At 72.0% G+C, this 24524-nt stretch carries 16 protein-coding genes and 2 pseudogenes; 13 read left to right on the top strand and 5 right to left on the bottom strand.

The window, feature by feature from the left end:
• Positions 1 to 79 precede the first annotated feature (79 nt).
• From ACFYX4_RS24410 to serA, 4 genes are all read left to right on the top strand, one after another.
• Positions 80 to 1927, top strand: coding sequence for an acetolactate synthase large subunit (locus ACFYX4_RS24410; RefSeq protein ID WP_389337121.1), 1848 nt, complete (start codon positions 80 to 82; stop codon positions 1925 to 1927).
• A gap of 20 nt (positions 1928 to 1947) precedes the next feature.
• Positions 1948 to 2472 carry an acetolactate synthase small subunit gene (gene ilvN, locus ACFYX4_RS24415; RefSeq protein ID WP_389337124.1) on the top strand — a complete coding sequence of 175 codons (525 nt, stop codon included), beginning with the start codon at positions 1948 to 1950 and terminating at the stop codon, positions 2470 to 2472.
• Positions 2473 to 2588: 116 nt separating this feature from the next.
• The gene (gene ilvC, locus ACFYX4_RS24420) at positions 2589 to 3587 is read left to right on the top strand and encodes a ketol-acid reductoisomerase (protein ID WP_389337127.1); all 999 of its coding nucleotides are present in this window, start codon (positions 2589 to 2591) and stop codon (positions 3585 to 3587) included.
• A gap of 286 nt (positions 3588 to 3873) precedes the next feature.
• Positions 3874 to 5463, top strand: coding sequence for a phosphoglycerate dehydrogenase (serA, locus tag ACFYX4_RS24425; protein ID WP_389337130.1), 1590 nt, complete (start codon positions 3874 to 3876; stop codon positions 5461 to 5463).
• A 107-nt stretch (positions 5464 to 5570) separates the two neighbouring features.
• Here the strand turns inward: serA and ACFYX4_RS24430 are convergent, their stop codons facing one another.
• Positions 5571 to 7094 (bottom strand): MFS transporter, encoded by a 1524-nt coding sequence (locus ACFYX4_RS24430; protein WP_389337133.1) that lies wholly within the window; start codon positions 7092 to 7094, stop codon positions 5571 to 5573.
• A gap of 124 nt (positions 7095 to 7218) precedes the next feature.
• On the opposite strand from ACFYX4_RS24430, the gene ACFYX4_RS24435 reads away from it, so the two are divergent.
• Positions 7219 to 7827 carry a TetR/AcrR family transcriptional regulator gene (locus ACFYX4_RS24435; RefSeq protein WP_389337136.1) on the top strand — a complete coding sequence of 203 codons (609 nt, stop codon included), beginning with the start codon at positions 7219 to 7221 and terminating at the stop codon, positions 7825 to 7827.
• Positions 7828 to 7831: 4 nt separating this feature from the next.
• On the opposite strand, the pseudogene ACFYX4_RS24440 reads toward ACFYX4_RS24435, so the two are convergent.
• Positions 7832 to 8245, bottom strand: a pseudogene (locus ACFYX4_RS24440) (PucR family transcriptional regulator); the annotation flags it as partial.
• 474 nt (positions 8246 to 8719) lie between these two features.
• A pseudogene (locus ACFYX4_RS24445) lies at positions 8720 to 9685 on the bottom strand (PucR family transcriptional regulator); the annotation flags it as partial.
• A gap of 142 nt (positions 9686 to 9827) precedes the next feature.
• Here ACFYX4_RS24445 and ACFYX4_RS24450 point away from each other — a divergent pair.
• Positions 9828 to 10754 (top strand): proline dehydrogenase family protein, encoded by a 927-nt coding sequence (locus tag ACFYX4_RS24450; RefSeq protein WP_389337139.1) that lies wholly within the window; start codon positions 9828 to 9830, stop codon positions 10752 to 10754.
• A 49-nt stretch (positions 10755 to 10803) separates the two neighbouring features.
• Entirely contained in the window at positions 10804 to 12435 is a 1632-nt protein-coding gene (gene pruA, locus ACFYX4_RS24455; RefSeq protein WP_389337142.1) for an L-glutamate gamma-semialdehyde dehydrogenase, read from the top strand.
• Between the two features lie 73 nt (positions 12436 to 12508).
• Here the strand turns inward: pruA and ACFYX4_RS24460 are convergent, their stop codons facing one another.
• Positions 12509 to 13504 carry a zinc-binding dehydrogenase gene (locus ACFYX4_RS24460; RefSeq protein ID WP_389337145.1) on the bottom strand — a complete coding sequence of 332 codons (996 nt, stop codon included), beginning with the start codon at positions 13502 to 13504 and terminating at the stop codon, positions 12509 to 12511.
• 102 nt (positions 13505 to 13606) lie between these two features.
• Between ACFYX4_RS24460 and ACFYX4_RS24465 the strand changes: the two genes are divergently transcribed.
• Positions 13607 to 14512: a LysR family transcriptional regulator gene (locus tag ACFYX4_RS24465; RefSeq protein ID WP_389337148.1), complete on the top strand. Its 906-nt coding sequence runs from the start codon at positions 13607 to 13609 to the stop codon at positions 14510 to 14512.
• Between the two features lie 224 nt (positions 14513 to 14736).
• Positions 14737 to 14868, top strand: a complete 132-nt coding sequence (locus ACFYX4_RS24470) for a hypothetical protein (RefSeq protein WP_015493350.1) — start codon at positions 14737 to 14739, stop codon at positions 14866 to 14868.
• A gap of 80 nt (positions 14869 to 14948) precedes the next feature.
• On the opposite strand, the gene ACFYX4_RS24475 is transcribed toward ACFYX4_RS24470, so the two are convergent.
• On the bottom strand, positions 14949 to 16550 hold the full coding sequence (locus ACFYX4_RS24475) for a purple acid phosphatase family protein (protein ID WP_389337152.1): 1602 nt from the start codon (positions 16548 to 16550) through the stop codon (positions 14949 to 14951).
• A 129-nt stretch (positions 16551 to 16679) separates the two neighbouring features.
• Here ACFYX4_RS24475 and ACFYX4_RS24480 point away from each other — a divergent pair, with 129 nt between their 5' ends.
• The 4 genes from ACFYX4_RS24480 to ACFYX4_RS24495 all read left to right on the top strand — a co-directional run bounded on the left by ACFYX4_RS24480 (position 16680) and on the right by ACFYX4_RS24495 (position 24461).
• Positions 16680 to 17723, top strand: coding sequence for a 3-isopropylmalate dehydrogenase (locus ACFYX4_RS24480; protein WP_389337155.1), 1044 nt, complete (start codon positions 16680 to 16682; stop codon positions 17721 to 17723).
• A gap of 256 nt (positions 17724 to 17979) precedes the next feature.
• Entirely contained in the window at positions 17980 to 19068 is a 1089-nt protein-coding gene (locus tag ACFYX4_RS24485) for a branched-chain amino acid aminotransferase (protein WP_389337158.1), read from the top strand.
• A gap of 352 nt (positions 19069 to 19420) precedes the next feature.
• Positions 19421 to 21055, top strand: a complete 1635-nt coding sequence (cimA, locus tag ACFYX4_RS24490; RefSeq protein WP_389337163.1) for a citramalate synthase — start codon at positions 19421 to 19423, stop codon at positions 21053 to 21055.
• A gap of 379 nt (positions 21056 to 21434) precedes the next feature.
• Positions 21435 to 24461, top strand: a complete 3027-nt coding sequence (locus ACFYX4_RS24495) for a glycoside hydrolase family 3 N-terminal domain-containing protein (protein WP_389337166.1) — start codon at positions 21435 to 21437, stop codon at positions 24459 to 24461.
• Positions 24462 to 24524: the final 63 nt, after the last annotated feature.

The following is a 24524-nucleotide window of genomic DNA, read 5'->3' on the forward strand; positions in this document are numbered from 1 at the left end:
GGGGTTTTTTGTTGCACAGGCAGCAGTCGCACTCCGTACAAAACACGCTAAAACCCTCAGCATCGAGAAGAGAATGCCGATGACCGAGCAGGCCACCGGGGCCAGTCACCCGCAGCCGCGGCCCCGATCCGGAGGACACTCCGCTCCCGTCGAGAACGTCACGGGCGCGCAGTCCCTCATCCGCTCTCTCGAGGAGGTCGGGGCCGACACGGTGTTCGGCATTCCCGGCGGTGCGATCCTTCCCGCCTACGACCCGCTGATGGACTCGACCCGGGTGCGCCACGTCCTGGTCCGTCACGAGCAGGGCGCCGGCCACGCGGCCACCGGCTACGCGCAGGCCACGGGCAGGGTCGGCGTCTGCATGGCCACCTCCGGTCCCGGCGCCACCAACCTGGTGACCCCGATCGCGGACGCCCACATGGACTCCGTGCCGCTGGTCGCGATCACCGGCCAGGTCGCCTCCAAGGCGATCGGCACCGACGCCTTCCAGGAGGCGGACATCGTCGGCATCACCATGCCGATCACCAAGCACAACTTCCTCGTCACCAAGGCCGAGGACATCCCGCGGGTCATCGCGCAGGCGTTCCACATCGCCTCCACCGGCCGCCCGGGGCCCGTCCTGGTCGACATCGCCAAGGACGCACTCCAGGCGCGGACGACGTTCTCCTGGCCGCCCACCATGGACCTGCCCGGCTACCGGCCCGTCACCAAGCCGCACGCCAAGCAGATCCGCGAGGCCGCCAAGCTGATCACCGCCGCCAAGCGGCCGATCCTCTACGTCGGCGGCGGCGTCCTCAAGGCCGGCGCCACCGCCGAGCTGAAGGTCCTCGCCGAGCTGACCGGCGCGCCGGTCACCACCACGCTGATGGCGCTGGGCGCGTTCCCCGACAGCCACCCGCAGCACCTGGGCATGCCCGGCATGCACGGCTCGGTGGCCGCCGTCACCGGTCTCCAGAAGGCCGACCTGATCGTCGCCCTCGGCGCCCGCTTCGACGACCGCGTCACCGGCAAGCTCGACAGCTTCGCCCCGTACGCCAAGATCGTCCACGCGGACATCGACCCGGCGGAGATCGGCAAGAACCGCGCCGCCGACGTGCCGATCGTCGGGGACGCGCGCGAGGTCATCGCGGACCTGATCCAAGCCGTCCAGAAGGAGCACAGCGAGGGCAACCAGGGCGACTACGGCACCTGGTGGAAGGACCTGTCCCGCTGGCGCGACACCTACCCGCTCGGCTACGACCAGCCCGAGGACGGCTCGCTCTCCCCGCAGCACGTCATCGAGCGCATCGGACAGCTCGCCCCCGAGGGCACGATCTTCGCCGCGGGCGTCGGCCAGCACCAGATGTGGGCCGCCCACTTCATCCAGTACGAGAAGCCCGCCACCTGGCTGAACTCCGGCGGCGCCGGGACGATGGGCTACGCGGTGCCGGCCGCGATGGGCGCGAAGGCGGGCGCCCCGTCGAAGACCGTCTGGGCGATCGACGGCGACGGCTGCTTCCAGATGACCAACCAGGAGCTCACCACCTGCGCCCTGAACGGCATCCCGATCAAGGTCGCGGTCATCAACAACGGCGCGCTCGGCATGGTCCGCCAGTGGCAGACCCTGTTCTACAACCAGCGCTACTCCAACACGGTGCTGCACTCCGGCCCGAACGACGTCAACCCGGACGCCCGCGGCACCCGCGTCCCCGACTTCGTCAAGCTGTCGGAGGCCATGGGCTGCTACGCGATCCGCTGCGAGTCCCCGGACGACCTCGACAAGGTCATCGAGGAGGCGAACTCGGTCAACGACCGCCCGGTCGTCGTCGACTTCATCGTCCACGAGGACGCGATGGTGTGGCCGATGGTCGCCGCCGGCACCTCCAACGACGAGATCATGGCCGCCCGGGACGTCCGCCCCGACTTCGGCGACAACGAAGACGACTGAGCGAGAGAGACGAAAGAGAAATGTCCAAGCACACGCTCTCCGTCCTGGTGGAGAACAAGCCGGGCATCCTGGCCCGGATCGCCGCCCTGTTCTCCCGCCGCGGCTTCAACATCGACTCCCTCGCGGTCGGCGTCACCGAGCACGCCGACATCTCCCGCATCACGATCGTGGTGAGCGTCGACGCCCTGCCGCTGGAGCAGGTCACCAAGCAGCTCAACAAGCTCGTCGAGGTGCTGAAGATCGTCGAACTGGAGCCGGCCCAGGCCGTCCACCGTGAACTCGTTCTGGTGAAGGTGCGCGCCGACAACGAGACGCGCTCCCAGATCGTCGAGATCGTCCAGCTGTTCCGCGCCAAGACCGTGGACGTCTCCCCGGAGGCCGTGACCATCGAGGCCACCGGGAGCAGCGACAAGCTGTCCGCCATGCTCAAGATGCTGGAGCCGTACGGCATCAAGGAGCTGGTCCAGTCCGGCACGATCGCGATCGGCCGCGGCGCCCGTTCGATCACGGACCGGTCCCTGCGCGCACTCGACCGTTCGGCGTAACGCCGGTACGGGCGGCCGGGTGACACCGGCCGCCCGTATACCGAGACCCCGAGACTTCCCTTCCGCCCGCCGTCATACGGTGGGACGCAACACCAGCACCCAAGGAGAGAACCCAAGTGGCCGAGCTGTTCTACGACGCCGACGCCGACCTGTCCATCATCCAGGGCCGCAAGGTCGCCGTCATCGGATACGGCAGCCAGGGCCACGCCCACGCCCTGTCGCTCCGTGACTCCGGTGTCGACGTGCGGGTCGGTCTGCACGAGGGCTCCAAGTCCAAGGCGAAGGCCGAGGAGCAGGGCCTGCGCGTGGTGACCCCGGCCGAGGCCGCCACCGAGGCCGACGTCATCATGATCCTGATCCCGGACCCGATCCAGGCCCAGGTCTACGAGGAGTCGATCGCCCCGAACCTGAGCGACGGCGACGCGCTGTTCTTCGCCCACGGCTTCAACATCCGCTTCGGCTTCATCAAGCCCCCGGCCGGCGTGGACGTCGCCCTGGTCGCCCCGAAGGGTCCGGGCCACCTGGTCCGCCGCCAGTACGAGGAGGGCCGCGGCGTCCCCGCGATCGCCGCCGTCGAACAGGACGCCACGGGCAGCGCCTTCGACCTGGCCCTGTCGTACGCGAAGGCGATCGGCGGCACCCGCGCCGGCGTCATCAAGACGACCTTCACCGAGGAGACCGAGACCGACCTGTTCGGTGAGCAGGCCGTGCTGTGCGGCGGCACCTCGGCGCTGGTCAAGGCGGGCTTCGAGACCCTGGTCGAGGCCGGCTACCAGCCGGAGATCGCCTACTTCGAGTGCCTGCACGAGCTGAAGCTGATCGTGGACCTCATGTACGAGGGCGGCCTGGAGAAGATGCGCTGGTCCGTCTCCGAGACCGCCGAGTGGGGCGACTACGTCACCGGCCCGCGCGTCATCACCGACGCCACCAAGGCCGAGATGAAGAAGGTCCTCGCCGAGATCCAGGACGGCACCTTCGCCCAGCAGTGGATGGACGAGTACCACGGCGGCCTGAAGAAGTACAACGAGTACAAGAACCAGGACTCCGAGCACCTGCTGGAGACCACCGGCAAGCAGCTGCGCAAGCTGATGAGCTGGGTCGACGAGGAGGCGTAAGCCTCACCGCCGGGGCCGGAGCGGATCGCTCCGGCCCTTTCGGCGAACCCCGGGTAACGTCGTAGGAGACGGTGTTGTCCACCCCGTCCGGCCACGGACGGGTGATCCTTCCGCAGAGGCGCAAGACGACCTTTGCCGCGGCACTAGACTGCTGCACTACATACGCGTCAGGCCCACAGCGTCGTGCGTCTTCCACGCGGCAAAGCGACACCGAGGTGCCGCTCCCCTCCTCCGCCTGCGGCCGTCGGGACGGCCGTCCGCACGCATTGGATTTGTGAGGACTCACGTGAGCTCGAAACCCGTCGTACTCATCGCTGAAGAGCTGTCGCCCGCGACCGTGGACGCGCTCGGCCCGGACTTCGAGATCCGGCACTGCAACGGAGCGGACCGGGCCGAACTGCTCCCGGCCATCGCCGACGTCGACGCCATCCTGATCCGCTCCGCCACCAAGGTGGACGCCGAGGCGATCGCCGCCGCGAAGAAGCTGAAGGTCGTGGCGCGCGCCGGCGTCGGCCTGGACAACGTCGACGTCTCCGCCGCCACCAAGGCCGGGGTGATGGTCGTCAACGCCCCGACCTCCAACATCGTGACCGCCGCCGAGCTGGCCTGCGGTCTGATCCTCGCCACCGCCCGCAACATCCCGCAGGCCAACGCCGCGCTGAAGAACGCCGAGTGGAAGCGCAGCAAGTACACGGGCGTGGAGCTCGCCGAGAAGACCCTCGGCGTGGTCGGCCTCGGCCGCATCGGCGCGCTCGTCGCCCAGCGGATGTCCGCCTTCGGCATGAAGGTCGTCGCCTACGACCCCTACGTGCAGCCCGCGCGAGCCGCGCAGATGGGCGTGAAGGTGCTGTCGCTGGACGAGCTGCTGGAGGTCTCCGACTTCATCACCGTCCACCTGCCGAAGACCCCCGAGACGGTCGGTCTCATCGGCGACGAGGCGCTGCGCAAGGTCAAGCCGAGCGTGCGCGTCGTCAACGCCGCGCGCGGCGGGATCGTCGACGAGGAGGCGCTGTACTCGGCGCTCAAGGAGGGCCGGGTCGCCGGCGCCGGCCTCGACGTGTACGCCAAGGAGCCCTGCACCGACTCGCCGCTGTTCGAGTTCGACCAGGTCGTCGCCACCCCGCACCTCGGCGCGTCCACGGACGAGGCCCAGGAGAAGGCCGGCATCGCCGTCGCGAAGTCGGTCCGTCTCGCCCTCGCCGGCGAGCTGGTGCCGGACGCGGTGAACGTCCAGGGCGGCGTCATCGCCGAGGACGTCAAGCCGGGCCTGCCGCTCGCCGAGCGCCTCGGCCGCATCTTCACCGCGCTCGCGGGCGAGGTCGCGGTCCGCCTCGACGTCGAGGTGTACGGCGAGATCACCCAGCACGATGTGAAGGTGCTGGAGCTGTCCGCCCTCAAGGGCGTCTTCGAGGACGTCGTCGACGAGACGGTGTCGTACGTCAACGCCCCGCTGTTCGCCCAGGAGCGCGGCGTCGAGGTGCGGCTGACGACCAGCTCGGAGTCGGCCGACCACCGCAACGTCGTCACCGTGCGCGGCACGCTCGGCAGCGGCGAGGAGGTGTCGGTCTCCGGCACGCTGGCCGGTCCGAAGCACCTCCAGAAGATCGTCGCGGTCGGCGACTACGACGTGGACCTCGCCCTCGCCGACCACATGGTCGTCCTGCGCTACGAGGACCGTCCGGGCGTCGTCGGCACCGTCGGCCGCATCCTCGGCGAGGCCGGCATCAACATCGCCGGCATGCAGGTCGCCCGCGCCGCGGCGGGCGGCGAGGCGCTGGCCGTGCTGACGGTGGACGACACGGTGTCCTCCGTGGTGCTGGCGGAGGTCGCGGAGGAGATCGGCGCGACGTCTGCGCGTGCGGTGAACCTGGTCTGACCGGGGAGGTCGGTGGCCGTCGGGTCCCGGTGACCGTTCTTTGCGGTGACCGTCCCCGGGGGCTGCCGCCCCCGGGCCCCCGCTTCGGCCCTGAACGGGCCTCGTCCTCAAACGCCGGACGGGCTGCACTGCTCGTCCGGCGTTTTTGTGTGCTCCCGTGTCTGCGCTCGGCGCAGAGTGGCCGCCGCCAGTGCTCCCGCTGCCGCCAGGACCACCGCGCCCGCGAGCGCCGCCGCCCGCATCCCGTCGGTGAACGCCTCCCGGGCCACCGGCGCCAGGCCGGGGAACCGGTCGGCGACCGCCAGCGCGCCGCCCAGCGTCTCCCGCGCCGGAGCCGGGGCCGACGCCGGCATCTCGTGGCGGTAGACCGCCGTGCCGATCGAGCCGAGCACCGCCATGCCGAGGGCGCCGCCGAACTCCGTCCCGGTCTCCATCAGTGAGGACGCGGCGCCCGCCCGTTCCACCGGCGCCGCGCCCAGGGCGAGGTCCATGATCTGGGACATCACCATCACGATGCCGGACGCCAGCACCCCGCACCCCGCCAGCAGCAGCCACAACGCGTCCCGGTCGATGAGGGCCAGCATCCCGTAGCCGCTCGCGGCGATCACGAAGCCCGCCGTCACCACGTGGACGCGCGGCACACCGCTCCGCACCAGCCAGGTCGCCAGCGGGGCGGCGAACCCGATCGGCACCGACGGGAGCAGCGCCCAGAGGGCCGCCTCCAGCGCGCTCTTGCCGAGCACCGACTGAAGGTACTGCGTGGTGAAGAAGACCGAGCCCATCATCCCGAACGCGGCGAGCAGGTTCAGCCCCACCGCCGGGGCGAAGCCGCGCCCGCGGAACAGGGCTGGCGGGATCATCGGGGCGGACGCCGTGCGCTGGCGGTGGACGAAGAGCGCGGCGAAGAGCAGACCGACCGTGATCGAGACGACGTAGCGGACGTTCCAGCCCTCCGACGGAATCTCCTTCAGGCCGTAGACGGCGGGCAGCACCGCGGCCATCGACAGCGGGACGCCGGGCCAGTCGAAACGGCCCGGGTCCGGGCTGCGCGACTCGGGCAGCAGGATCGGCCCGAGGACGAGCAGCAGCGCCATCGCCGGCAGGTTCACCAGGAAGACCGAGCCCCACCAGAAGAATTCCACCAGCACCCCGCTCAGCACCGAGCCGAGGGCCACGCCCGCGGTCATCACGCCGGACCAGACCGCGATGGCCTTCGCCCGCTGACCGGGGTCCGTGAAGATCGTGCGGATCATGGCCATCGTCGACGGCATGAGCGTCGCGCCGCCGACGCCGAGCATCGCGCGGGCCGCGATCAGGGTCGCCGCGCCGTCTGCGTACGCCGCGACCAGCGAGGCGAGGCCGAAGGCCGCCGCCCCGGCCAGCAGCAGCCGACGACGGCCGATGCGGTCGCCCAGCGAGCCCATCGTCATGAGCAGGCCGGCGAGGACGAACCCGTAGATGTCGAAGATCCACAGCACCTGGGTGCCGCTGGGCTCCAGGTCGGCGCTGATCGCCGGGAGCGCGAAGTAGAGGACGGAGACGTCCATGGAGACGAGGAGCAGCGGCAGCATCAGCACGGCGAGGGCGGTCCACTCACGACGGCCGGCGCGGGCAGGGGCGGGTTGTGTCATGGGAGGACTGTACGAGCGTTTTAAACGTTTGTATATGACGGTTGTATAGAACGGCCGTATGGGACAGACGTATGGGACAGCCGTATGGGACGCTTGTATGGATCGGCGGCTACCATGTGATCGCATGGGACACCGTGAGGATCTGCTCGAAGGCGCCAAGCGCTGCCTGCTGGAGAAGGGGTTCGCGCGGACGACGGCGCGCGACGTCGTCAAGGAGTCGGGGGCCAACCTGGCCTCGATCGGCTACCACTACGGCTCGAAGGACGCGCTGCTGGCGCAGGCGTACGTGGCGCTGGTCGAGACGGTGGGCGACTCCTTCGAGGGGAGCCCCGAGGACGGGCTCGCCGGGGAGCCGGGCTCTCTCGAACGGTTCCAGGCGGTGTGGTCGAACATCGTGGACACCATGCGGGAGCCCGGCTCGATCTGGCGCCTCAGCATGGAGATCCTGGTCATGGGCGACCAGCTGCCCGAGCTCCGCGACCACCTGGCGCGGGCCCAGCGGGAAGCCGGGCGCGGCCTTGTCCCGCTGCTCATGGGCGGACGCGAGGAGGACGTCTCGGACGAGGAGGCGGACACCCTCGGCATGTTCTACGTGACCCTGATGACGGGCCTCATCGCCCAGTGGACCTTCGACCCGCGAACCGCCCCCGGGGGCGAACAGCTGGCGGAGGGGCTGCGGAGGGTGATCTCGGGGGTGCGGGGGGCCGGGGCCGGGGAGGGCGGGGGTTCCTAGCTGCTCACAGGCGGCGCGCCTTCAGTGCCATGTGCAGCAGCAGGCGGTCCTCGCCGTCGTCGAGGTCCAGGCCCGTCAGCTGTTCCACGCGTGACAGCCGGTAGTACAGCGTCTGGCGGTGGATGCCCAGTTCCGCCGCCGTGCGGCCGGCCTGGCCCGCGCAGTCCAGGTAGGTCTCGGCGGTGTGGGCGAGTTCGCGGTGCGCCGGGGTCAGCAGCTCGCGGACCGTCGGGTCGTGGGCGGCCTCCGGGAGGAGCGCGGTCAGCAGACGGTACGGGCCGATGGACGCCCACTCGGCGACCGGGCCGAGCCGGGGCTCGGCCAGCACCGCCCGCGCCGAGGCCGACGCCTCCTGCCAGGCGGTCCCCAACTCCGCGAGACCGACCCGCCCACCGGCGATCCCGACAGCCACCCGCGCGTCGCCCGCCTTGCCGACGCCCCGCGCGTCGCCCGCCTTGCCGACAGCCCGAACGTCGCCCGTCTTACCGGCGGCCCGAACGTCGGCCCCCTGCGTCGGCGCTCCGGCAGCGCGGTCGGCCCCCTTTGCGCCCGCTGCGGCGGGGCGGGCCCCTTTCGTGCCGGCTCCGCCACCGGCCCCGCGACCGTCGGCCCCCTGTGTCGGCGCTCCGGCGGCGCGGTCGGCCCCCTTTGCGCCCGCTGCGGCGGGGCGGGCCCCTTTCGTGCCGGCTCCGCCACCGGCACCGCGACCGTCGGCCCCCTTTGCGCCCGCTCCGGCAGCGCGGTCGGCCCCCTTCGGGCCCGTTCCGCCGCCGGCACCCCGATCCTCGGCCCCCCTCGCCGCGCCCCCGGCCGCCCCCCGCCCGTCGCCCGCTCCCGCCGCACCGCCGCTCCAGGACCCGCCGGCCGCCGAGCCGCCCGCCGCCGCACCGCCGCCCCAGGACCCGCTGGCCGCCGCGCCGCCCGCCGCCGCACCGCCCGCACCGCCCCAGGTTCCGGCGGCCCCCGCGCCGCCCGCCCCCGCCGCACCCCCGGCACCGGCCCAGGGCCCGGCAGCACCCGCACTCGCCGCACCCCCCGCACCCCCCACCCGCTCCAACAACCGCCCCGCCACCCCGCTCGCCGGCGTCAGGGTGTGTGTCGAGCGGAGGCGGACCAGGACTGCCAGGCACTGGCCTGTCGCGCCCCAGGGGGCCGTGCACAGGGCCTCCGCTCCCGGGAGGGTGCGCAGGGACGGGGCGTCGGACGGGTCGGGGGAGGGCCAGGGAGCCACGCAGACCACCGTGTGGGGGCCGTCGGCGCGGGGGCCGAGGGCGGTGCGCAGTTCCGCCACCGCCATGTCCCGCTGCCAGCCCCGCTCGGCGGTCAGCACCGCCCGCAGTTCGCGGGTGAGGTCGGCGCCGTGCTGTGCCTCGTCGGCGAGCAGCGCGCCGATGCGGGCGGTGACGCCCATCGCGGCGGCCAACTGGGCGTCCGAGGGGCCGGGTTCGCCCTCCAGCAGCCAGACGTAGCCGAGGACCACGCCCCGATGGCGCACGGGGAGGCAGACGCGGCCCCGGTGGACGCCCGCCTCGGGGGTCGGGGGGATGCGGACCGGGCCGGTCGCCCGGGTGATGCCGAAGCCCTCGAACCATGCCCGCACCGCCGCCGTCGAGCGCCGGGTCAGGATCGAACGGGTGCGCACGGGGTCCAGGGCGGCCGCGTCCAGCTCGTCGTCGCTGTCGTACGCGCCGAAGGCGATCAGCTCGAAGTCGCGGTTCTCCAGCGTCGCCGGGGCGCCGAGCAGCTCCGACAGCTCGTCGACCAGTTCCTGGTAGTCGCCCCTGAAGTCCCGGTCCCGGTCCCTGAAATCCGACGTCACTCGGTCATTCTCCCGCACCGGCCGGAACCCTTCATACATCTGTCTGAGATCTGCGGCACGGATGCGTGACAGCTGTCGATGGCCGACGATCGGAGGGATCCTTAGGTTTCACGGTGGTTCTCCGTGCTGTTCCCGAATCGTCGGGAACAGCCTCGTGTGGGTTGGTATGTGGAGGTGCCCCGTGCTGGGTCCCGTGATTCTCGCCGCGTCGCGCAGCGACCGGATGCGACGCCTGATCTCGGCGGCCCCGGTGACCAAGCAGGTCGTCGACCGCTTCATCCCGGGCGAGACCGTCGACGACGTCGTCCCGATCATCGAGGACCTCACCGCCCTGGGCCTGGAGCTGACGATGGACGTCGTCGGCGAGGACATCACCACCCCCGAGCAGGCCGCCGCCGCCCGGGACGCCTACCTGGCGCTGATCGGCCGGCTCGCGGAGCTGGAGCTCGGCGAGCGCGTCGAGATGTCCGTCAAGCTGTCGATGTTCGGCCAGGCGCTCCCCGGCGGCCACGAGCTCGCGCTCGCCAACGTCCGCCCGGTCGTCGAGGCCGCCGCCGCCATCGGCACCACCGTCACCCTCGACGCCGAGGACCACACCACCCTCGACTCGATGTTCGCCATCCACGAGGAACTGCGGAAGGACTTCCCGCAGACCGGCTGCGTCATCCAGGCCTACCTCTTCCGCACCGAGGCCGACGCCCGCCGTCTCGCCGCCGACGGCAGCCGCGTACGGCTCGTGAAGGGCGCGTACAAGGAGCCCGCCGAGGTCGCCTACCAGCAGAAGCACGAGATCGACAAGGCGTACGTGCGCGTGCTGCGGACGCTGATGGAGGGCGAGGGGTACCCGATGATCGGGTCGCACGACCCGCGTCTGATCTCCATCGCCCAGGAGCTGGCCCGGCGCGCGGGCCGCAAGCTCGACGAGTACGAGTTCCAGATGCTGTACGGCATCCGCGGCGAGGAGCACCTGCGGCTCGCCGCCGAGGGCCACCGCATGCGCGTCTACACCGCCTACGGCACCGACTGGTACGGCTACTTCATGCGCCGCCTCGCGGAGAAGCCGGCGAACCTGCGCTTCTTCGCCCGCAGCATGATCACCAAGGGCTAGCCCGCACCACCCCGCTCGCAACACCGCTCAGTAAGGAGTTACGGAACCCATGGACGCTGTGACCCAGGTCCCCACCCCCGTCAACGAGCCGGTGCACGGCTACGCCCCCGGCTCGCCCGAGCGGGCCCGGCTGGAGGTCAAGCTCAAGGAGCTGGCCGAGAACCCGGTCGACCTGCCGTGCACGATCGGCGGCGAGAAGCGGATGGGCGGCGGCGACGCCTTCCAGGTGGTGCAGCCGCACAACCACAAGGCCGTCCTCGGCACCTACCGCAACGCCACCAAGCAGGACGCGCAGGACGCCGTCGACGCGGCCCTCGCCGCCGCGCCCGCCTGGCGCGCGATGGCCTTCGACGACCGCGCCGCGATCATCCTGCGCGCCGCCGAGCTGCTGGCCGGACCCTGGCGCGAGACGCTGGCCGCCTCCACCATGCTCGGCCAGTCCAAGACCGCCCAGCAGGCCGAGATCGACACCCCCTGCGAGCTGGTCGACTTCTGGCGCTTCAACGTCCATTACGCCCGCCAGATCCTCGCCGAGCAGCCCCCGGCGAACTCCCCGGGCGTGTGGAACCGTCTGGACCACCGCCCGCTGGAGGGCTTCGTCTACGCGATCACGCCGTTCAACTTCACGGCGATCGCGGGCAACCTGCCCACCGCCCCCGCGCTGATGGGCAACGTCGTCGTCTGGAAGCCGTCCCCGACGCAGACCCACGCCGCCGTGCTGCTCATGCGGTTGCTGGAGGAGGCGGGTCTGCCCAAGGGCGTCATCAACCTCGTCACCGGCGACGGCATCGAGGTCTCCGAGGTCGCCCTCAACCACCGCGACCTCGCCGGCATCCACTTCACCGGCTCGACCAAGACCTTCCAGTACCTGTGGAAGACGGTCGGCGCCAACATCGAGAACTACCGCTCCTACCCGCGTCTGGTCGGCGAGACCGGCGGCAAGGACTTCGTCGTCGCGCACCCGAGCGCCGACCGCGCCATCCTCAAGACCGCCCTGACCCGCGGCGCCTTCGAGTACCAGGGCCAGAAGTGTTCGGCGACCTCCCGCGCCTACATCCCGGCGTCCCTGTGGAACGACGGCTTCCGCGAGGAGTTCGCCGCCGAGGTCGACTACATCACCATGGGCGACGTCACCGACCTGTCCAACTTCGTCGGCGCCGTCATCGACGAGCGCGCCTTCGCCAAGAACAAGGCCGCCATCGACCGCGCCAAGTCCGACCCGTCCTGCACGATCGTCGCCGGCGGCAGCTACGACGACGCCACCGGCTGGTTCGTCCGCCCGACGGTCATCGAGTGCACCGACCCGGAGAACGAGGTGTTCACCACCGAGTACTTCGGCCCGATCCTCGCCGTGCACGTCTACGACGACGAGAAGTACGACGAGATGCTGGAGCAGATGGAGTCGGTCTCCGCCTACGCGCTGACCGGCTCGGTCGTCGCCGGCGACCGCGCCGCCGCCGCGTACACGATGGACAAGCTGCGCTACGCCGCCGGCAACTTCTACATCAACGACAAGTCGACCGGCGCCGTCGTCGGCCAGCAGCCCTTCGGCGGCGGCCGTGCCTCCGGCACCAACGACAAGGCCGGCGCCCCCCAGAACCTGACGCGCTGGACCCTGACCCGCGCCATCAAGGAGACCCTGGTCCCGCCGACCGACTACACCTACCCGCACATGGGCTGAGCGCCCTTGAACCCCGAACGGGCCAGGTCCGCAACGGACTTGGCCCGTTCGGCGTGCGGAACAGGGGTGAGCGTCAGCCGGTCGCCCGCACCAGGATCTTCCCCGTGTTGCCGCCGCGCAGCATCAGCAGGAACGCCTCGACGATCCGCTCGAACCCGTCCACCACCGTCTCGTCGAGCGCGAGCGCCCCGCTGATCAGCGGCGGTACGGCGAACTCGTACAGCTCCTCCTGGAGTTCCTGGTAGTCGCGGACGAGGAAGCCCTCGATGCGCAGGCTCTTCTCCACCACGTCGGCGTGGTCGAAGACGACGGGCGGCGCGTCCGGGGTGTTGTACTGGCCGACCGTGCCGACCCGCACCACCCGCCCGCGTGGGCGCAGGGCGCCGATGCCCGCGCCGAGGTGCTCGCCGCCGACGTTGTCGACGAACACGTCGACGCCGTCGGGGGCGGCGTCCGCGAGGAGCCGGGACACCGGGCCGCGGTGGTAGTCGAAGGCCTCGTCGTAGCCGACGTGGCGCGTGAGGTGGGCCGCCTTCGCCGCCGAGCCGGCGCTGCCGATGAGCCGGCCCGCGCCGAGCAGCCGGGCGAACCGTGCGGTGGCGGTGCCGACTCCGCCGGCGGCGGCGGAGACGAACAGGTCCTCGCCTTCGCGCAGCCGGGCGATCCGGGTCAGGCCGACGTACGCCGTCAGCCCCGTGCCGCCGAGCAGGCTCAGGTAGGCGGACAGGGGCACTCCCTCGTGGTGCGGGAGGCGTCGGGTCTCCTCGGGGCGCACCACGGAGTGCGTGCGCCAGCCGTGGCGGTGGAAGACGATCTCGCCCTCGGGCAGCGCGGCCGTGCGGGAGGCGACGATCCGGCCGAGGGTGCGGCCCTCCAGCGGGGTGTGCAGGGCGAAGTCGCCGTCCATCATCTCGCGGTGGTAGGGGTCGACGGACCAGTAGAGGTTCTCGACCAGGGCCGTGCCGGGGGCCGGGTCGGGCACGGCCGACTCGGCGAAGCGGAAGTCGCCGGGGGCGGGGAAGCCGGCCGGGCGGGCGATCTGGTGCACGGTGAGCGCGGTGCGGGTCATGGCACCGGACGCTAGGCAGGAATGCGGGCGGTGGGCAGGGGGTTGCGTTCATGGAACGGGCGGACCCATGAGCCGCTCTCATAGGGGCAGTTGGGGGCGTTCATGAGCGCGGTCGATCTCGCGCCGCAGGAGTTGCGGACCGTGGTGGCGGTGGCGGAGGAAGAGGGGTTCTCGGCCGCCGCGGTGCGCCTCGGGACCACCCAGTCGTCCGTCTCGCACGCCGTGCGCGGCGTCGAACGCAAGCTGGGCGTGGTGCTGTTCGAGCGGGGGCGGTACGGGGCCCGGCCGACGCCGGCGGGGGAGCGGGCCGTCGCGCACGCGCGGCGGGTGCTGCGGATGCTGGAGGCACTGGTCGTCGAGACGCGCGGAGCGACGGACGCGGGAGAGGCCGCAGGACCGCTGCGCATCGCCGCGTTCCGCAGCGCGGCCCTGTACCTCCTGCCGCCCGTCCTGGAGCGGCTGGCCGCCCGGCACCCCGGGATCGAGGCCACCGTGACGGTCGTCCGGGAGATCGGGCCCGGCGCCGCGGGGGAGGTGGCCGAGGGGCGGGCCGACCTCGGGATCGCCACCGTCGGCACCAGCGCCGCGGTCCCGCCGGGGCTGGTCGGGGACGTGCTCCTGGAGGAGCCGTACGCGCTCGTGCACCCGGCGGGTCATCCCCGGCCGCGTTCGCTGCCGTTGGTCGACTGGCGGGAGAACTGCTCCTCCTACACCCGGAGTTGGTGGTCCGCCCAGGACTGGATCCCGGCCGCGACCGTGCGCGCCGAGGACGACGGGGCGGTGCTGTCCCTGGTGGCCGGCGGTCTCGGCATGGCCGTCATGCCCGCGCTCTCCCTCACCGGGGCGCCGCCCGCCGTCGAGATCACCGATCTCGGGCCGGAGCGTCCCACCCGCCGGGTCGGCTACGTCACCACGCCAGAACTCGCGGCGACCGCGGTTGTCCGGGCGCTCGTGCGGGAGTTGCGCGCTGCGCGCACGATGGCGAAACCGCAGCTCAGCGGGGTGTGAGCCAAGGCGCTGTCTCAGATAGTAGGAAGTCCGAGTAATTGTGGAGACAGTCGCGCCGTCCTCGCTTAGCTTTGTAGGAGCCGAACGTCTCGCTCGATCCAGCGAATGGCGGACGTGAGCCAGGCCCCGTGCAGGCAACCCCTGCGGCCGGCGCTCCCCGCCCATCCGGCGTCTCGTACCCCCCCTCTTCCGTGCTCCCCGCACTTCGAAGGAGTCGATTTCCCATGGCCGAGACGACCGTCCGCCGCCGAGTCCGCCACGTCTCCCGGACGAGCGAGTCCGACCGCAAGAACGCCGCCGCCGCCCTCCAGCGCGCCCTGGACCGCCGCGACAACGGCGGCGAGACGGGCCACTGAGGCCGGCCGCGCCCTCCTGATCCCGGATCAGAACCGGGAGCCGCACCCGCGGGGGCGCGACGCGGAGCCCGAGCGGGACCTCAGGCTCCGCGCCGCACCTCGAAACGGTCGACGCGCGCACCGTCCGCGGCCCGCGCCGACACCGTCAGCCGGGGCGACGGGCCGGCGACCGCCTCCACCGCGAGATACGAGAAGCCGCGGTAGCGCACCCGCGACCACTCCACCGTCTCCGCCGCCCGCTCCCGGGAGCTCGTCCACCGGAAGGTGTCGACGGCCCGGTGGGCGGTGACCCGGCCCTCGTAGCTCTCCGGCACGCCCGCCGGGAACCCGTACAGCCCCCGGCCGCCGCCGCCCGCCGTCACGTACACGGTCCCGTCCCGCGCGGGATCGGTCGAGCCGCCGACCGGCACCGCCCGGCCGACCGCGCCGCCCTTCACGGCGTCGGTCCGCTCGTACACGTGGTTGTGGCCGTTGATCACCAGGTCCACCCGGAACTCCTCGAACAGCGGCAGCCACGCCGCGCGCACCCCACCGTCGGAGGCGTGCGACGAGGTCGAGTGGACGCAGTGGTGGAAGAAGACGACGACGAAGTCCACGCCGTCCGCCGCCCGCAGTGTGCCGAGCGTCCGCCGCAGCCACACCGTCTGCCGCCCGCCCGACTGCCCGAGGTTCGCCGGGATCTCGTACGACACGTCGTTCGCGTCCAGCGCCACCACGCCGACGTTGCCGTACGTGAAGGAGTACGCGCCGGGCGTCGTGCGCGGGGCGAAGCCGCTGTCGGGGAGGGAGAAGCGGGCGAGGTGGCCGCCGTAGCCGTCGGCGGAGTACCAGGCCTCCATGTCGTGGTTGCCGGTCGTCACCAGCCACGGCGCCGACCGCGCCACCGGCTCGCTCTGCCGCAGGAACGCGTCCCAGACCGTCGGGTCGTAGCCGGCCGGCCTCCCGCCCGCCCCGGCGCCGTCCGCGTAGCAGATGTCGCCCGCGTGCAGATGGAACGCGGGCCGCTCCCGGACCAGCAGCCGGTTGACGGCCGCCGCGCCCCGGCCGACGCCCTGGTCGCCGAAGGCGGTGAACACGAACCGTTCCGGGCGGGCCGGCGCGGTGCGGAAGGACGCGATCGTGGCGCGGTGCTCCGGGGCGGCCGGGTCGAAGCCGTCGTGGCCGACGCCGTAGTAGTACGTCGTGCCCGGCAGCAGTTCGTCCAGCGCCGCGTGCACGTAGTACTGCTCCACGGCCCGGCGCACGCCCTCCACCCCCGGGGTGTGCAGGGCGCGCACCTCCGCCGCGACCTTCCCGCCGAGCGCGTCGGGGCGCGCGCCGAGCCGGATGTACGGGCGGCGCGCCGCGGCCGGGACCTGCCAGGAGATCCGCATCCGCGTCCGCGGGTCCGCGCCGAAGGAGAGATGACGGCCGAACGGGACGACGGCCGAGCCCGGGACATGGCCGGCGGAGGACGGCGACCGCCCCGGCCGGGACGCGTCCGCGGCGGACGAGCAGCCGGTGAGCAGCCCGCCCGCGACCGCCCCGCCCGCGACCGCCCCGCCCGCGACCGCCCCGGCCGTCGCCAGCGCCCGACGCCGGGACGGCCCGGTCCGCCTCGTGTCGCGCAGGTACTCGTACTGCTCCGCCATGCTCATCCGCTCCGCGAGCCGGGGCGGAATGCCGACGTCCGGTGTCTCCATCGCCCCACCCTCCCCTCGCGCCCCGACAGCCGTCCGGCGAACGGGTGAAATCAGCTGACGGTCCGACACCCGATGTCCGCATGACGGACAAGCTGTGTCATCCCATGGGACGAGGAGTAGGGTGCCCGCATGTCTCGCAGCATCGATCTCGCAGTGATCCCCGGTGACGGCATCGGCCAGGAAGTCGTGGCCGAAGGCCTCAAGGTCCTCTCCGCCGTCCTCCCGCAGGATGTGAAGCTGGAGACCAAGGCGTACGACTTCGGCGCCCAGCGCTACCACGCCACCGGTGAGACCCTCACCGACGCCGACCTCGACGCCCTCAAGCGGCACGACGCGATCCTGCTCGGCGCGATCGGCGACCCGAGCGTCCCGTCCGGCGTGCTGGAGCGCGGCTTCCTGCTCAAGCTCCGCTTCGCCTTCGACCACCACGTCAACCTGCGTCCGTCGAAGCTGCTCCCCGGCGTCGCCACCCCGCTCGCCGGTCAGCCCGAGATCGACTTCGTCGTCGTCCGCGAGGGCACCGAGGGCCCGTACACCGGCAACGGCGGCACCATCCGCAAGGGCACCGAGCACGAGGTCGCCACCGAGGTCTCCGTCAACACGGCCTTCGGTGTCGAGCGCGTGGTCCGCGACGCGTTCGCCCGCGCCCAGGCCCGCCCGCGCAAGAAGCTCACCCTCGTCCACAAGAACAACGTGCTGACCTTCGCCGGTCACCTGTGGACGAACGTCTTCAACAAGGTGGCCGAGGAGTTCCCCGAGGTCACCACCGACTACATCCACGTCGACGCGGCCACCATCTACCTGGTCACCGACCCGGCCCGGTTCGACGTCATCGTCACCGACAACCTCTTCGGCGACATCATCACCGACCTCGCCGCGGCCGTCTCCGGCGGCATCGGCGTGGCCGCCTCCGGCAACATCAACCCGTCCGGAGAGTTCCCGTCCATGTTCGAGCCGGTCCACGGCTCGGCCCCGGACATCGCCGGCCAGGGCAAGGCCGACCCCACCGCCACCGTCCTGTCCGTCGCCCTCCTGCTGCGCCACCTCGGCCTCGACGCCGAGGCCGGCCGCATCGAGGACGCCGTCTCCGCCGACCTCGCCGAGCGCACCGGCAAGCCCGCCCGCTCCACCTCCGAGATCGGCGACGCGCTCGCCGTACGCGTAGCGGGCTGACCCGGGCCGCGCCGCACACCGCTGCACGAAGCCGCCGGGTCGCAACCGCACCCGGCGGCTTCCGCATGTCCGCCGCCGGGTGACACCATCATCCCCAGGGTCGCGTTTCACGCCGTTTTCTTCCGTGGCACCCCGCTTGAGATAATCGAACGCGGAGCCGCGGAATGAGGGAATGCTCGGACGTCCTAGCACTGGCCATCGGCCGTGCCGGGCGTGAGCGGCGGCCCGTCACTACAACGGTGAAGGACAACTACTCATGACGACGCCCACGATCGAGCTCAAGCCCTCCGCGCACCCGCTCGCCGACGCCGAGCGGGAGGCGATCCTCGCCGCCCCCGGCTTCGGCCGCCACTTCACCGACCACATGGTCACGATCAAGTGGACCGAGGGCCGCGGCTGGCACGACGGCCAGCTCGTTCCGTACGCGCCGATCCCCCTCGACCCGGCCACCAACGTCCTGCACTACGCCCAGGAGATCTTCGAGGGCCTCAAGGCCTACCGCCGCCCCGACGGCTCGGTGGCCACCTTCCGCCCCGACCAGAACGCCCTGCGCTTCCAGCGCTCCGCCCGTCGTCTCGCCATGCCCGAGCTGCCGGTCGAGACGTTCGTCGCGGCGTGCGACGCGCTGGTCGCCCAGGACAAGGACTGGGTGCCCGCGCACGGCGGCGAGCAGTCCCTCTACCTGCGCCCCTTCATGATCGCGACCGAGGTCGGGCTGGGCGTCAAGCCCGCCAACGAGTACCTCTTCATCGTCATCGCCTCCCCGGCCGGCGCCTACTTCCCGGGCGGCGTCGAGCCCGTCTCCATCTGGGTCTCCGAGGACTACGTCCGCGCCGTCCCCGGCGGCATGGGCGACGCCAAGACGGGCGGCAACTACGCCGCCTCCCTGCTCGCCCAGGCCGAGGCCGCGGCCCACGGCTGCGCCCAGGTCTGCTACCTCGACGCGGTCGAGCGCACCTGGGTGGAGGAACTGGGCGGCATGAACCTCTACTTCGTCTACGGCGACCGGATCGTCACGCCGTCCCTGACCGGCTCCATCCTGGAGGGCGTCACCCGCGACAGCCTCCTGTCCGTCGCCCGCGACCTCGGCTACCGGGCCGAGGAGGGCCGCGTCTCCGTCGACCAGTGGCAGCGCGACGCCGAGAGCGGCGCCCTGACCGAGGTCTTCGCCTGCGGCACCGCTGCGGTCATCACCCCGGTCGGCACGGTCAAGCGCACCGGCGCCGAATGGAAGCAGTCCGACGGCCGCCCCGGCGAGATCACCATGAAGCTCCGCCAGGCCCTGCTGGACATCCAGCGGGGGACGGCCGAGGACAAGCACGGCTGGATGCACGAGCTGGGCTAGAGCCTGTCTTCCGGATCAGGTCCCGGAACGCGAACCAGGCATTCCACCCGAGCGACCGCATTCTGAGACGGTCGGTGAGCGCGGGGGCGGCTTGTGCCAGACTGCCCCCGTGTTCTCGTTCGCCACGATTATTGGCAGCAGGCGCGCCGGTCCGCAGTGACCGCCACGTACGACCAGGTACGGGTGGCCATCGTCGTCCTCGACCCGCGCGCAGACCTCTCGCACCCGCGAGAGGTTTTTCGTTTTCCTGGCCCACCTTCAGCCGGGAACGAGAGTGCGAGGGACCCATGGGGGGACGGTGGAGCCGGTCATTCCGGTAAGACCGAAGATCCACAACAGGAGCCTTGAGACCATGACCGAGACGGCAACCAGCGAGCTCGACGACTCGTTCCACGTCTTCGACACCACACTGCGCGACGGCGCCCAGCGCGAGGGCATCAACCTCACCGTCGCCGACAAGCTCGCGATCGCACGGCACCTGGACGACTTCGGCGTCGGCTTCATCGAGGGCGGCTGGCCCGGCGCGAACCCCCGGGACACCGAGTTCTTCGCCCGCGCCCAGCAGGAGATCGCGTTCCGCAACGCCCAGCTGGTCGCCTTCGGCGCGACGCGCCGCGCCGGGGGCAAGGCGTCGGAGGACCCGCAGGTCAAGGCGCTCCTGGAGTCGGGCGCGGACGTCATCACCCTCGTCGCCAAGTCCCACGACCGCCATGTGGAACTCGCCCTGCGCACCACGCTCGACGAGAACCTGGAGATGGTCCGGGACACCGTCTCCTACCTCACCCGGCAGGGCCGCCGGGTCTTCGTCGACTGCGAGCACTTCTTCGACGGCTACCGCGCGAACCCCGCCTACGCCAAGGCGGTCGTACGGACCGCCTCGGAGGCCGGCGCGGACGTCGTCATCCTGTGTGACACCAACGGCGGCATGCTCCCGGCGCAGATCCAGGCGGTGGTCTCCACCGTCCTCGCCGACACCGGCGCCCGCCTCGGCATCCACGCCCAGGACGACACCGGCTGCGCGGTGGCCAACACGCTCGCCGCGGTGGACGCGGGCGCGACCCACGTGCAGTGCACGGCGAACGGGTACGGCGAACGCGTCGGCAACGCCAACCTGTTCCCGGTCGTCGCCGCCCTGGAACTGAAGTACGGCAAGCAGGTCCTGCCCGAGGGCCGGCTGCGCGAGATGACCCGGATCTCGCACGCGATCGCCGAGGTCGTCAACCTCACGCCCTCCACCCACCAGCCGTACGTGGGCGTCTCCGCGTTCGCCCACAAGGCGGGCCTGCACGCCTCCGCGATCAAGGTCGACCCGGACCTGTACCAGCACATCGACCCCGAACTGGTCGGCAACACCATGCGGATGCTGGTTTCCGACATGGCGGGCCGCGCCTCGATCGAGCTCAAGGGCAAGGAGCTGGGCGTCGACCTCGGCGGCGACCGCGAGCTGGTCGGCCGGGTCGTCGAGCGGGTCAAGGAACGCGAGCTCAAGGGCTACACCTACGAGGCGGCCGACGCCTCCTTCGAACTCCTGCTGCGCGCGGAGGTCGAGGGCAAGCCGCTGAAGTACTTCGACGTCGAGTCCTGGCGCGCCATCGTCGAGGACCGCCCCGACGGCACCCACGCCAACGAGGCCACGGTCAAGCTGTGGGCCAAGGGCGAGCGCATCGTCGCCACGGCGGAGGGCAACGGCCCGGTCAACGCCCTCGACCGCGCGCTGCGCGTGGCCCTGGAGAAGATCTACCCGCAGCTCGCCAAGCTCGACCTGGTCGACTACAAGGTCCGCATCCTGGAGGGCGTCCACGGCACCCAGTCCACGACCCGCGTCCTGATCTCCACGACGGACGGCGCGGGGGAGTGGTCCACGGTGGGCGTAGCCGAAAACGTGATCGCCGCCTCCTGGCAGTCCCTGGAGGACGCCTACACCTACGGCCTGCTCCGAGCGGGAGTGGAACCAGCGGAACCTTCGACGGACGGCTTCCCGAAGTAACCCGCGGGCTGGGGTGCGGCCCACGGGGGCCCGTCCCAGCCCGGGGGCCGCCCTTTGGGCCCCTGCCGGGCCGGGGGCTCCCCCCGGCCTCGCCCGAGGGTGCGGGGCTGCCTCGGGCGAGGCCCAGCCCTCACCCCGCGGGCCTTCGCCCACCGACCCGGACGACCTGCCCCCCCTGCACGGGACCTTGTAGCCCACCGAGTCGGGTGGTGGGTGGGCGCAGGGCCGGGGGTCCAGGGGGCGGAGCCCTCTGGCGGGGCCGCGTCGGCCGGGCGGGGCATCTTGACGGGCTTCGCTTGCGCCAGTTCACTCACGACGTGATCTAAGCCCTGAGTGAACGTGCGCGTCCCGAGTGACCCCGAGAGCCGAGGGAAGGTCCATGCGCAGATCCGCCCTGCTCGTCTCCGCCACCGTCCTTGCCACCCTGCTCCCCCTCACCGCGTCCCGCGCGGCCGACGACCCGCCACCGGGAACCCCGGCCCCCACCGCCGTCGACCGCTTCGAAGGCGAGGTCCCCTTCGCGTCCCAGCCCGCCGAAGGCATCTTCACCTGGGGCAGCGACGCCGACGACCCGCCCGCCCTCCAGCTGACCGCCCGCCCCGACGCCCCCGAGGGCGAGCAGGTCCTCACCGGCACGTACGACATCAGCGGCTGGGGCGGCTTCACCCACGACTACGCCGCGACCGAGCCCGCCCACGACTGGTCCGCCCACCAGGGCCTCCGCTTCTGGTGGGAGGGCCGGAACAACGGCAAGCGGATCGCCGTCGAGATCAAGGACGGCGGCGCCCACGGCGAGGCCTCCGAACTCTGGACGACCTCCTTCGCCGACGACTTCACCGGCTGGAAGCGGATCGAGATCCCCTTCACCGACTTCACGTACCGCACCGACTACCAACCCGTCGGCGGCATCGACCAGATCCTCGGCCTCACCGGGATGTGGGGCTACGCCGTCACCCTCCCGCCCGGCGCCCGCGGCGACTTCGCCATGGACGGCGTCGAGCTGTACGGCAGGGCCGACCAGTCGCGCAGGGTCTCCGTCCTCACCGACGCCGTCGTCCACCCGACCCGCGAGGGCGGCACGGCCACGGTGACGCTCACCCTCGCCACCACCGGCCCCGCCCCGACCGACGCCCCGGTGACCGTCGCCTACGAGACGACGGGCGGCACCGCCGAGCCCGGCAAGGACTACACCCCGGTCACCGGCGCCGTCACCTTCCCGGCGGGCACCGCGTCCGGCGCCACCAGGACCGTCCGGGTGCCCACCCTCAAGGACAAGGCGGCCGAGCCCGCCGAGACCGTCCCCCTGAAGCTGACCGTCACCGGCGCCAAACCCCCCGCCGAGTCACCGCAGATCGTCGTCGACGCCCATGGACTGCCTTACCTGGACGCCAAGTTGCCCGTGCGGAAGCGCGTCGCCGACCTGCTCTCCCGGATGTCCCTGGAGGAGAAGGCCGGCCAGATGACCCAGGCGGAGCGCGGCGCGCTCACCGCCCCGGGCGACATCGCCGCGTACGACCTCGGCTCGCTCCTGTCCGGCGGCGGCTCCACCCCGACGCCCAACACCCCCGAAGCCTGGGCGAAGATGATCGACGCCTTCCAGCTCCGCACCCGGGCGACCCGCTTCCAGATCCCGCTGATCTACGGCGTGGACGCCGTCCACGGCCACAACAACCTCGTCGGCGCCACCGTCATGCCGCACAACATCGGCATCGGCGCGAGCCGCGATCCCCAACTCGCTTACAAGACAGGCGCGGTGACCGCCGCCGAGGTCCGCGCCACCGGCGTCCCCTGGGACTTCGCGCCCTGCCTCTGCGTCACCCGCGACGAACGCTGGGGCCGCTCCTACGAGGCCTTCGGCGAGGACCCGGCCCTGGTCGAGGCCATGGAGACGGTCATCCAGGGCCTCCAGGGCGCCCCCGACGGCAGCGACCTCAAGGACGCCGACAAGGTCCTCGCCACCGCCAAGCACTTCGTCGCCGACGGCGGCACCGCGTACGGCTCCTCCACCACCGGCAGCTACACCATCGACCAGGGCGTGACGAAGGTCGACCGCAAGGAGCTGGAGGCCGTCCACCTCGCGCCGTACAGGGAGGCCGTCGACCGCGGGGTCGGCTCGGTCATGCCGTCGTACTCCTCGCTCGACGTCGCCGGCGACGGCCGGGGCCCGGTCAAGATGCACGCCCGCGCCGACATGATCAACGGCGTCCTCAAGGGCCGCCTGGGCTTCGACGGCTTCGTCGTCAGCGACTGGGCGGCCATCGACCAGCTCCCCGGCGACTACGCGAGCGACGTGCGAACCTCCGTCAACGCCGGACTCGACATGATCATGGTCCCGTACGCCTACCGCGACTTCCGGACCGCCCTCGTCGACGAGGTGCGGGCGGGCCGGGTCGGCGAGCGGCGCGTCGACGACGCCGTCTCCCGGATCCTCACCCAGAAGTTCCGCCTCGGCCTCTTCGAGAAGCCGTACGCGGACACCCGCGGCGCGGCCGGCATCGGCTCCGCCGAGCACCGCGCGGTGGCCCGCCGCGCCGCCGCCGAGTCCCAGGTGCTGCTGAAGAACGCGGGCGGCCTGCTGCCCCTGAAGAAGTCCCAGAAGGTCTACGTCGCCGGCTCCAACGCCGACGACATCGGCAACCAGACCGGCGGCTGGACGGTCACCTGGCAGGGCTCCTCCGGCGACATCACCCCCGGCACCACGATCCTGGAGGGCATGCGCGCGGCGGGCGGCGACCTCACGTACAGCGAGGACGCCTCCGCCCCGACGGCGGGTCACGACGTGGGCGTGGTCGTCGTCGGGGAGACGCCGTACGCCGAGGGCGTCGGCGACGTCGGCAACGGGCACGACCTGGAGCTGTCCGCCGCCGACCGCGCGGCCGTCGACCGGGTGTGCGCGGCGATGAGATGCGCGGTGCTGATCGTCTCCGGACGCCCGCAGCTCGTCGGCGACCGGCTCGACGCCGTCGACGCCCTGGTCGCGTCCTGGCTGCCGGGCACGGAGGGCGACGGCGTGGCCGACGTGCTGTACGGCAGGCGGCCGTTCACCGGGCAGCTCCCCGTCACCTGGCCGAAGTCCGAGGCGCAGCTGCCGATCAACGTCGGCGACGCGGTGTACGACCCGCAGTTCCCGTACGGCTGGGGGCTGACGACGCTCACCAGGATCCCGGCCGGCGGCGAGGCCACGCTGCGCGCCCTCGGCGTCGCGGCCCGGGAGGCCGAGCGCAAGGGCGCGGACGGTGCCGGGCGGGCGCTGGTCACCCGGGCCCGGCTGATCGTCCAGCAGAAGGTGGGCCAGGACATCACGGCGGCCGTGGCGGCCCCCTTCGCCGCCGCCGACCATCTGCTGCTGACCGGACGCTACGCGGAGGCCGTGCGCAAGCTGACGGAGGCCTACCGGAAGGCATAGCGGCAGGTACAGGGGAAGGCACAGCGGGGGACGAAGTCCCGAGTCACCCATATGCCCTAATTG

The sequence above is a fragment of the Streptomyces sp. NPDC002328 genome (assembly GCF_042890065.1).
Classification (GTDB): domain Bacteria; phylum Actinomycetota; class Actinomycetes; order Streptomycetales; family Streptomycetaceae; genus Streptomyces.